The sequence below is a fragment of the Polaromonas sp. genome, from assembly GCF_029945925.1.
In the GTDB taxonomy this organism is placed as follows: Bacteria; Pseudomonadota; Gammaproteobacteria; order Burkholderiales; family Burkholderiaceae_C; genus Polaromonas.
The window spans coordinates 25,607-32,934 of the sequence record NZ_JAQSDN010000034.1 but is presented as its reverse complement, the minus strand read 5'-3'; the positions used below and the strand labels follow the sequence as shown (position 1 = coordinate 32,934).

Annotated in this window: 5 protein-coding genes; 4 read left to right on the top strand and 1 reads right to left on the bottom strand. The window is 62.5% G+C overall.

Annotated elements, in window-relative coordinates; genetic code table 11:
• Window positions 1–841 (bottom strand): extracellular solute-binding protein (locus PSV40_RS08885; RefSeq protein ID WP_300536673.1); only part of this gene is annotated, 841 nt, incomplete at its 3' end.
• A gap of 203 nt (window positions 842–1,044) precedes the next feature.
• Between PSV40_RS08885 and PSV40_RS08880 the strand changes: the two genes are divergently transcribed.
• The 4 genes from PSV40_RS08880 to PSV40_RS08865 all read left to right on the top strand — a co-directional run bounded on the left by PSV40_RS08880 (window position 1,045) and on the right by PSV40_RS08865 (window position 7,293).
• Window positions 1,045–4,986 carry an FAD/FMN-binding oxidoreductase gene (locus PSV40_RS08880; RefSeq protein WP_300536671.1) on the top strand — a complete coding sequence of 1,314 codons (3,942 nt, stop codon included), beginning with the start codon at window positions 1,045–1,047 and terminating at the stop codon, window positions 4,984–4,986.
• A 19-nt stretch (window positions 4,987–5,005) separates the two neighbouring features.
• The gene (locus tag PSV40_RS08875) at window positions 5,006–5,419 is read left to right on the top strand and encodes a DUF971 domain-containing protein (protein WP_300536669.1); all 414 of its coding nucleotides are present in this window, start codon (window positions 5,006–5,008) and stop codon (window positions 5,417–5,419) included.
• Between the two features lie 160 nt (window positions 5,420–5,579).
• Window positions 5,580–6,311 carry a bifunctional demethylmenaquinone methyltransferase/2-methoxy-6-polyprenyl-1,4-benzoquinol methylase UbiE gene (gene ubiE / locus PSV40_RS08870; RefSeq protein WP_300536667.1) on the top strand — a complete coding sequence of 244 codons (732 nt, stop codon included), beginning with the start codon at window positions 5,580–5,582 and terminating at the stop codon, window positions 6,309–6,311.
• Between the two features lie 31 nt (window positions 6,312–6,342).
• Entirely contained in the window at window positions 6,343–7,293 is a 951-nt protein-coding gene (locus PSV40_RS08865; protein ID WP_300536665.1) for a Tim44 domain-containing protein, read from the top strand.
• Window positions 7,294–7,328 lie beyond the last annotated feature (35 nt).

The window sequence follows — 7,328 nt, the reverse complement described above, 5'->3', positions numbered from 1 at the left end:
CGTTTTTCTTGATGCTGGCATAGGTCGACGAAGATGCTGTCGCCATGGCACATTCACCCGAGTAAAACGGTGCGTCGGCCTTGTTGCCGCGTCCACGGTAGACAAACAGGCCCTGCTTGGCCATGTTGGACAGGTTCTCGATGTGGCGCACATGCAGGGGGCTGTTCACGGCCAGGCGTGCGCTGGTGCCGCCAAAACCGTTGTTCTGCGTCGCAAACAGCGTGTTGTGCCAGGTGGAAAAGCTCTCAAGCTGGGTCCAGCCTTGCCAGCTGGTGGTAAACGGGCAGCTCACGCCTGAAGCCTTCAACTTCGCCGCAGCAAGAACGACCTCGGGCCATGTGGCGGGTGGTTTGTTGGGGTCGAGGCCGGCCTTGCGGAACAGGTCCTTGTTGTAGTTGAAAACCGTCGTCGAACTGTTCAGCGGAAAGCTCAGCATCTGGCCGTTGGGCGCCGTGTAGTAGCCCACAACGGCTGGGATATACGCATTCGGATCGAACTTATAGCCGGCGTCGGCAAGAACCTTGCCGACCGGCACCACCGCGCCCTTGGCGGCCATCATGGTGGCCGTGCCGACTTCAAACACCTGCAGGATGTGCGGGGCATTGCCAGCGCGGAAGGCGGCTACGGCCGCCGGCATGGTTTCGTCGTAGGTGCCTTTGTAGGTGGGAATAACCTTGTATTCCTTCTGGCTGCTGTTGAAGTCGTTGGCCAGATCGATCACCCAGTCGTTGAGGCCGCCGGTCATCGAGTGCCACCACTGGATTTCGGTCTGCGCATGGCTGGCAACGGGCGCGACGAGGGCGCAAGCGGCCAGTGTGAGGGCGGTTAGGCTTTTTTTCATTACAACTCCTGATTGAATCGGATAGACAAACAATAAGCAGTCAGTCTAAGTATGATTTATGACAGTTCGATTTAAACCATGTGACAGTTTCCTCACAAGCGGGGTTTCCACGAGGTAGTCCGGACACACCTCGCGGCATGTTGCGCTGCGGTAACATAGGGACAACGGGTCGGACCCTCGTCTAAAACTCCCGGCTTTCCACGATGAATGCTCCTGACTTCCACCAAAAACTGAACGCATTGGCCGATGAGGCCAAGCCGGGCGAAGCCCGGATTCGCGAGATTCCCTACAACTACACCTCGTTTTCCGACCGCGAAGTTGTGATCCGCCTGCTCGGCGAACGGGCCTGGGAGCTGCTGAACCTGCTGCGCGACGAGCGCCGCACCGGCCGTTCGGCCCGCATGTTGTACGAGGTGCTCGGCGATGTCTGGGTGGTGCAGCGCAACCCCTATCTGCAGGATGACCTGCTGGACAACCCCAAGCGCCGCAGGATGCTGGTCGAGGCCCTGCAGCACCGTCTCTCCGAGGTCGAAAAACGCCGCACGCCCGAGGCGGACAGCCAGCGCGACGCGATTGTGGGCGAGCTGCTCGCAACCGCGCGCGCCGCGGTCAGCCGTTTTTCCACCTCGTTCGAGGACATGGCCGACCTGCGCCGCCAGACCGCGCGCCGGCTGGGCAAGTTCACGCTCAAGGACAACATCAAGTTTGATGGCCTGTCGCGTGTTTCGCATGTGACCGATGCCACTGACTGGCGCGTTGAATACCCCTTTGTCGTGCTGACACCGGACACCGAGGTCGAGATGGCCGGCCTGGTCAAAGGCTGCATTGACCTGGGGCTGACCATCATTCCGCGCGGCGGTGGTACCGGCTACACCGGCGGCGCGATTCCGCTCAGCTGGAAGTCGGCCGTTATCAACACCGAAAAACTCGAAGCCATGACCGAGGTCGAGCAGATGGCGCTGCCCGGGCTGGACGGGCCCGTGGCCACCGTCTGGACCGAGGCCGGCGTGGTCACGCAGCGCGTGGCCGATGCGGCCGAACGCGGTGGTTATGTCTTTGCGGTCGATCCGACCTCGGCCGAAGCCTCCTGCATAGGCGGCAACATCGCGATGAACGCCGGCGGCAAGAAGGCCGTGCTGTGGGGCACGGCGCTGGACAACCTCGCCTCCTGGCGCATGGTGACGCCCGAGGCGCAGTGGCTGGAAGTCACCCGCCTGAACCACAACCTCGGCAAGATCCACGACGCCGAGATGGCCAGCTTCGAGCTGAAATATTTCGAGGCCGACGGCAAGACGCCGGTGCGTACCGAGCGCCTCGACATTCCCGGCAAAACCTTCCGCAAGGAGGGCCTGGGCAAGGACGTGACCGACAAGTTCCTCAGCGGCCTGCCCGGCATCCAGAAGGAAGGCTGCGACGGCCTGATCACCAGCGCGCGCTGGATCGTGCACCGCATGCCGGCGCACACGCGGACGGTGTGCCTGGAGTTTTTCGGCAATGCCAAGGACGCAGTCCCCAGCATCGTCGAGATCAAGGACTTCATGTTCGCCGAGCAAAAGCGCGGCGGCGCCATCCTGGCCGGCCTGGAGCACCTGGACGACCGTTACCTGAAGGCGGTCGGTTATGCGACCAAGTCCAGGACCCACGGCGGCCTGCCCAAGATGGTGTTGTTCGGCGACATCGCCGGCGACGACGCCGACGTGGTGGCGCGCGCGACCTCGGAAGTCGTGCGCATCGCCAACTCGCGCCGCGGCGAAGGTTTCATCGCCATCAGCCCCGACGCGCGCAAGAAATTCTGGCTGGACCGCAAGCGGACTGCCGCCATTTCGCGCCACACCAACGCCTTCAAGATCAACGAGGATGTGGTGATTCCGCTGCCGCGCATGGCCGAATACACCGACGGCATCGAACGCATCAATATCGAACTGAGCCTGGCCAACAAGGTCAAGCTGTGTGATGCGCTCGAGGCCTTTTTTCTCAAGGGAAAACTCCCCCTGGGCAAGTCGGACGACGCCGGCGAGATCCCCTCGGCCGAACTGCTGGAAGACCGCGTCGGCCAGGCTGTGGCGCTGATTGCCGATGTGCGCGCCTTGTGGTCGGGCTGGCTGCGCGATGTGGATGCGCTGTTTCCGCAGTTGCAGGACCATACGCTGCGTGCCAGCTGGAAAACCCAGCTGCGCGCGCCCCTGCAAACGATTTTTTCGGGCGCCGCTTTTGCGCCCATCCTGGCGGAGTGCGGCGCCATCCACAAGCAGGTGCTCAAGGGCCGGGTCTGGGCCGCGCTGCACATGCATGCCGGCGACGGCAATGTGCACACCAACCTGCCGGTCAACAGCGACGACTACGACATGCTGCAGACGGCGCATGAGGCGGTGGCCCGCATCATGGTGCTGGCGCGCTCGCTCGACGGCGTGATTTCCGGCGAACACGGCATTGGCATCACCAAGCTGGAGTTTCTGACCGATGCGGAGCTGCAGCCATTCGCTGACTACAAGGGCAGGGTGGACCCCGAGGGCCGCTTCAACAAGGGCAAGTTGCTACGAAATCAGGAGCTGCTTGCGCCCGTCGGTATTGGGCTGGAGGCTAAAAAGACTGATAACTCCACGCCGGAGAGCCTGTTCGCAGATTTGACCAACGCCTACACGCCGAGCTTCGGCCTGATGGGCCACGAGTCGCTGATCATGCAGCAGTCCGACATCGGCGCGATCGCCGACAGCGTGAAAGACTGCCTGCGCTGCGGCAAGTGCAAACCTGTTTGTGCCACCCATGTGCCGCGCGCCAACCTGCTGTACAGCCCGCGCAACAAGATCCTGGCAACCTCGCTGCTGGTCGAGGCCTTTCTGTACGAAGAGCAGACGCGGCGCGGCATCAGCATCAAACACTGGGAAGAGTTCGAGGACGTGGCCGACCACTGCACGGTCTGCCACAAGTGCCTGAGCCCGTGCCCGGTGGACATCGATTTCGGCGAGGTGTCCATGAACATGCGCAACCTGCTGCGCAAGATGGGCCGGAAGTCCTTCCGGCCCGGCAATGCGGCGGCCATGTTTTTCCTCAACGCGACCAGCCCGCAGACCATCAAGTTCATGCGCGGGGCGATGGTGGACGTCGGCTTCAAGGCCCAGCGCGTGGCCAACGAGCTGCTCAAGCGCCTGGCGCGCAAACAGACGGCCAGGCCGCGGGCGACCGTCGGCCCGGCGCCGGTCAAGGAACAGGTGATCCACTTCATCAACAAGAAGATGCCGGGCGGTCTGCCGAAAAAAACCGCACGCGCGCTGCTGGACATTGAGGACAAGGACTACGTCCCCATCATCCGCAATCCGGCCAGCACGACGGCCGAAACCGAGGCGGTGTTTTATTTCCCCGGTTGCGGCTCGGAGCGCCTGTTTTCGCAGGTCGGCCTCGCGACCCAGGCCATGCTCTGGCACGCTGGCGTGCAGACCGTGCTGCCGCCCGGTTACCTGTGCTGCGGTTACCCGCAAAAAGGCAGCGGCCAGTTCGACAAGGCCGAGAAAATCATCACCGACAACCGGGTGCTGTTCCACCGCGTGGCGAACACGCTGAACTACCTGGACATCAAGACCGTGGTGGTGAGCTGCGGCACCTGCTACGATCAGCTGCAGGGCTACGAATTCGACAAGATCTTCCCGGGCAGCCGCATCATCGACATCCACGAATACCTGCTCGAAAAAGGTATCACCCTGCGCACCGACCAGCCCGGCGCCGGCTACCTGTACCACGACCCCTGCCACAGCCCGATGAAGCTGCAGGAGCCGATGAAAACCGTCAAGGCCCTGCTCGGCGACCAGGTCCTCAAGTCCGAGCGCTGCTGCGGCGAGTCGGGCACGCTGGGCGTAACGCGCCCCGACATCTCCACCCAGATCCGCTTTCGCAAGGAAGAAGAGCTGCGCAAGGACGAAGCCAAACTGCGCGCCAGCGGCGCCGTGGCCGACACCGGCAGCGTCAAGATCCTGACCAGCTGCCCGAGCTGCCTGCAGGGGCTGACCCGGTATGGCGACGATCTGCAAAACGGCTTGCTCGAGGCCGACTACATCGTGGTCGAGATGGCCAACCAGATCCTCGGCAAGCAATGGCTACCGGCGTATGTGGAGGCGGCCAACAACGGCGGCATCGAACGCGTGCTGGTCTGACTCTTCGAAGGAAACATTCATGGCAGGCCTGACCCCCGACACCCCCACCCCGACCGAGCTGACCGTGCACGCCCAGTCACGGGTGCTCCAGATTGCGTTTTCGGACGGCACCGAGTTCAAAATTCCGTTTGAACTGATGCGCGTTTATTCGCCCTCGGCCGAAGTCCAGGGCCATGGCCCCGGCCAGGAGGTGCTGCAGACCGGCAAACGCGAGGTCACGGTGGTCGAACTCGAACCCATCGGCAACTACGCCGTCAAGCCGGTGTTTTCGGACGGCCACGAGAGCGGCATTTTTTCCTGGGACTACCTTCACTTCCTGGGTTCGGAGCAGGCGCGTTTGTGGACCGATTACCTGCAGCGCCTGGAGGCGGCCGGCATGCAGCGCGATGCGCCCATGGCCCTTGCGGGCGGCCAGGCCTGCGGCAGCCATTGAAGGTTGATGCGGGCAAACCCTCGTTCGCTCTATTTTTCATAGCTGATGGCGCCCGGCGTTTGGGCGCAGCTGTTGTTTTTCAACATAAATCCCCGGTAATGCCCCAATCAGGGGCAGGGTTGTCACTTGAATTGCCGGCATTCACCCCTAGCATTACCTTATGAGCAGCACCCATTTCGGATTTGAATCAGTTGACGAAAAGGACAAGGCACGCCGCGTGCGTGGCGTGTTCGATTCCGTCGCGCCGAAATACGACGTCATGAACGACCTGATGTCCATGGGGCTGCACCGGGTCTGGAAGGCCTACACCGTGATGGTGGCCGATGTCCGGGAAGGCCAGTGTGTACTGGACATCGCCGGCGGCACCGGCGACCTGGCCCTGGCGTTCGCCCCAAAAGTCGGCAGCACCGGCTGCGTGGTGCACACCGATATCAACGAAGCGATGCTGCGCGAAGGCCGCAACCGCATGCTCGACGCCGGCAAGGTGTTGCCGACGACGGTCTGTGATGCCGAACACCTGCCTTTTGCCGACGCCCGTTTCGACCTGGTGACGGTGGCTTTCGGTTTGCGCAACATGACACACAAGGACGAGGCGCTCAAGGAGATGAACCGCGTGCTCAAGCCGGGCGGCAAGCTGCTGGTGCTGGAGTTCTCCAAAATTGCCAAGCCGCTGGAAAAGGCCTACGACTGGTATTCCTTCAAGGTATTGCCCCGTCTGGGCAAGCTGGTGGCCAATGACGACTCGAGTTACCGCTATCTGGCGGAGTCCATCCGCATGCATCCCAGCCAGGAAGAACTAAAGGCCCTGATGCTTAAAGGTGGTTTCGGCCATGTGGACTATCACAACCTCACCGGCGGGGTTGTGGCATTACATGTTGGAATCAAGTGTTGAGATATTTTGATATTTAATTAGAGGAGACGGTATGAAAATTTGGTCTGCGATTCTGGCGGCTGTCCTGGCCACCACCATGCTCCTGGCGTATGCGCCTGCGGAAGCCAAACGCATGGGCGGCGGCGGCTCCGTCGGACGGCAATCGTCCAATGTGACGCAGCGCCAGGCGACACCGCCGGCCGCGCCGGCCAACACCGGGGCCGCTGCGGCAGCGCCCAAGAAGCCCTGGGGTGCGATGCTGGGTGGTCTGGCCGCGGGTCTGGGTCTGGCCTGGCTGGCATCTTCGCTCGGTCTGGGCGGCGCTTTTGGGCAGATCATCATGTTTGCCCTGCTCGCCATGCTGGTAATGGTGGTCGTCGGTTTCATCATGCGCAAGCTCAAGGCCAACAACAGCCAGGGTGCGACGCCGTACGCCATGCAGGGGGCGGGCAACGCCGCCACGCCGCGCAACTACAGCCCTGAAAACGTGGGTAACGACGCCTCGGCCCGCCCCTGGGAGCGCGGCAGCATGGCGTTTGAAGCCACCAAGGCAGGCGCGGGCGCCGCGGCCGGCGGCTCGATGATCGGTTCTTCCCTCGGCGGTTCGCAGTCCTGGGGGGTGCCAGCCGGTTTTGATGCCGAAGGTTTCCTCAAGGCCTGCAAGGCCAACTTCGTGACCCTGCAGGACGCCTGGGACCGTTCCGACGTCAACAGCCTGCGCGCCATGATGACCGACGAGATGCTCGAGCAGATCAAGGCGCAGCTGGCCGACCGTGAATCGCATACCGGCGGTGTGACCAACAAGACCGACGTGGTCATGCTTGATGCCCAACTGCTTGGCATTGAAGAGCTCAGCGATGTCTACATGGCCAGCGTCGAGTTCTCCGGCATGATCCGTGAAGACGCCTCCGCAGGCCCCAGCCCGTTCCGTGAAGTGTGGAACATGACCAAGCCGCGCAACGGTGGCGGCTGGCTTGTTGCAGGCGTACAAGCACTTCAATAAGCCGCGAGCGCAGAGGACTGTCTTTCCAAGCAGGG